Origin of the sequence: Leptolyngbya sp. BC1307, from assembly GCF_002286735.1 — a bacterium.
Classification (GTDB): Bacteria; Cyanobacteriota; Cyanobacteriia; order Phormidesmidales; family Phormidesmidaceae; genus Phormidesmis.
The window spans coordinates 1-427 of sequence record NZ_NRTA01000202.1; the positions used below are offsets into that span (position 1 = coordinate 1).

Consider the following 427-nt stretch of genomic DNA (forward strand, 5'->3'; position numbering starts at 1 on the left):
GAAGCTCAAGCTGCCCGGTCGCCCGAGGTGATCGCACTCATCTGCGACGGCCACACCCTTACCTACCAACAGCTCAACGCCAAAGCAAATCAACTAGTGCAGCGTCAAGTTTAAGAATGAGGGTTGTCAAGAGTGTTGTAATGGGGGAGATTGGGATAAAGCGAACGAGGGCTTTATGCAAAAACGATACATCGTCCGATTGAGTGAATCAGAGAAGAGTGAACTGCACGAAGTCATCAAACGGTTGAACGGTAGCAGCCAAAAGGTTCGTCGTGCGCAGATTTTGCTAAAGGCAGATGCCGAAGGGCCGAACTGGACAGACCAGTTGATCGCCGAAGCCTTCAACTGTCGGCCCCAAACAGTGGAAAATATCCGCCGCCGGTTGGGAGAACATGGCTTTGAGGCGACGCTGAATGGGCTAAAACGC

1 protein-coding gene is annotated in these 427 nt (G+C 52.2%); it reads left to right on the forward strand.

Annotation, left to right across the window (positions count from 1 at the left end; all coding sequences use genetic code 11):
• Positions 1–175: 175 nt before the first annotated feature.
• The coding region (locus CKL79_RS22775; protein ID WP_170944003.1) for a helix-turn-helix domain-containing protein at positions 176–427 on the forward strand (252 nt) is incomplete at its 3' end.